The organism is Mesorhizobium sp. M7A.F.Ca.US.002.01.1.1, from assembly GCF_004022955.1.
Lineage (GTDB): Bacteria > Pseudomonadota > Alphaproteobacteria > Rhizobiales > Rhizobiaceae > Mesorhizobium > Mesorhizobium ciceri.
Genome location: NZ_RZQE01000708.1, coordinates 1 through 2,259 on the forward strand (window position 1 = coordinate 1; position 2,259 = coordinate 2,259).

General features: G+C 60.1%; 3 protein-coding genes. All 3 read right to left on the bottom strand.

Going from position 1 to position 2,259, the window contains the following annotated elements; translation table 11 throughout:
* A partial coding sequence (locus tag EN932_RS34420; protein WP_245483382.1) for a caspase family protein occupies positions 1-289 on the bottom strand: 289 nt, incomplete at its 3' end.
* Positions 290-345: 56 nt separating this feature from the next.
* A complete protein-coding gene (locus EN932_RS34425) occupies positions 346-1,455 on the bottom strand; it encodes an OmpA family protein (RefSeq protein ID WP_128369448.1) in 1,110 nt (369 codons plus the stop codon).
* A 132-nt stretch (positions 1,456-1,587) separates the two neighbouring features.
* Positions 1,588-2,259: autotransporter domain-containing protein (locus EN932_RS34430; protein WP_128369449.1), on the bottom strand; the 672-nt coding region annotated here is incomplete at its 5' end.

The following is a 2,259-nucleotide window of genomic DNA, read 5'->3' on the forward strand; positions in this document are numbered from 1 at the left end:
ACCCGTGGCCGGCGTAGAAAAAAAGGGCGATATCGGCGCCGCGCACCTGCTTTGCGAATTGCGCAATCGTCGTCTGGGTCTGCAATTTGGTCAGATCGAAGCCGGAAACGACTTCAAAGTCCAGATTCTCGAGGCGTTCGGCCATGGCGTGGGCGTCGCGTACCGGATTGGTCAGCGCCGGCGCATGCTCATATTGGGAGTTGCCAAGGACCAACGCAACACGGCGTTCAGCACTGGCGGCCGACAAAGTCAAAAGCAGTGCCAGCGCTACAAGCGCAATGGCGCCCACAAGTCCACCGCAATGGCCGATACGATCAAAACCCACCCGGGACAACAGGGCGTCCCTCAGTTGACGAGCTTAGTGGCGGAAAACTCGATCCGCCGATTGAGCGCCTTGTTCTTCGGCGTGTCGTTGTCGGCAACCGGGCGCTCCTCGCCATAGCCAGTCGCCGCGATCTGGGTGCGCGGAATGCCAGCGGCAACTATGGCGTCGGCAACCGCCTGGGCCCTTCGCTCCGACAGGCGCTTGTTCTCGATGGGCGACCCGTCGGAATCGGTGTGTCCAGAAACCTCGACCTTCAGGCCCGGGCACTTGCCCACGACGCCGACGACCTCAGCAAGCAGCGGCCGGCTTTGGCTATCGAGCCGCGCGCTCGCCGTTCTAAAGTAGATGGCTCCGGTGCGCGACAGCACCGCGAACCTGTTGAGGCACTCCTCGTCGCTGAAGCTGGTCTTCGCCGCATCGGTGGTGACAGGCCCGACATCGGCAGTGCTCGCCGCAACCGGTTGGACAACAGCCGGCTTGCTGCCGTCAGCGATGAAAACGAAATCGAATGAAACCGATGCCGTGGGAACAATATTGGTCACGTTGGCCGCCTGCTGGAGTTTATCCACGTTCGGCAGCAATCCGAAGTCTTCCACATGCACGGCGACAGGAGCCTCCGAAGCGACCGACACCATGGTGTCGCTGATCATGGTGACCACGATGTTGGCTTGAAGATCCTTGTCGACCCCGTGCAGGCTGAGACGGAACGGAAGAACCGCCTTCACACGTCGCTTGGTCGCCAGGTCGGCAAATGCGGCGGGATCTACCTTCGCGGTCAGTTCGGCGGAGGGAAACTTGAATGTCTCGAAGAAAAGGAACCGCATGCGGACGTTGCGAAGGTCAACCCCTGTATCGACCGAATTGAGGTCGAAGGTGACTTTCGCATCACCCGCCGAGGTGAGGCTACCGGAAATATTCCTGATCTTGTTGGTTTCGACGATCGTGTTCTTCTTGACCGACTGGTAGGTCAGGGCCGAAGCGGTCGAGTCCAGCGTCCAGTTCGTCTCTGCCTTCGCAGTTCCCAGTCCGGGCCAAATCAACACCAACAACGCAACGACCAAGCCAAGCGCGTTTATAACGAGCCAGCCTCTTGCCCGTGTTTTCCACCAGACTCCCACGACTTCGAACATGGAACCCCCTGCCTAGAGCAGTTCACGATTTCTCAGCGAGGAGCATAGAACACTTGCTGTCGCTTGGCGAGCATCTCGAGTGGTGCGGTGCACCACTCCCGAGCGATGCAAATCTCGGGTTCATCGTCTTGGTTAGAAGGCGATCTTCAGTCCGAGCTTGGCGCCGATGGTGGAACTGTCCGATGACACCTTGCCGCGAACTTCGCCGTTGACGGTGGTCGCGGCCGACATCTTCAGGTTGAAGCCGGTCGACAGCGCGGCGGAAAAATCGGCATCGTTGAAGTCGATCTCCCTGGTGTCGATTTCGGTGGTGTTCTTGTAGCCGAAACGCTGCTGCAATTCGCCTCGCGCATAGGGGCTGATCACCATTCCGTTGCTTAGCGTGTAGTCGCCATAGATGCCGGGCTCGAGCTTGATCGCGCCGAAAGAAAGCTGGCTCTTGCCGAACTCGTTGCCGCCGCTGTCTGTATACGGATCGCCGCGGAAGGAAACGCCAAGCAGGCCGCCACGCAGATCGAAGCGGGTGCGCTCGCCCAGCTTGAAGATATGGCCGACCGATGCCGTCACTGCATAGCCCTTGGTATCATAGCTGCCGGTGGTGCCGAGCACGCCGTTCGTCACGTCGCTTCCACCGATGAAGCCGGAGGCCGAGACGAGCGCGTAATTGTAGTCCTTGCGAAACAGCGCGTAGCCGCCGAACAGGCCGGCCTTGTTGGTACCTTCGCCGATGGCATCAAATCCCCGAAACGCGCCGAGGTTGACGTCGGTCGAGGCGTAGCCGGCGAAAACGCCGATGTTCAGGCC

Excerpts from the sequence above, each read along its gene's own strand:
- EN932_RS34425 (WP_128369448.1), bottom strand. The coding sequence starts at position 1,455 with ATGTTCGAAGTCGTGGGAGTCTGGTGGAAAACACGGGCAAGAGGCTGG.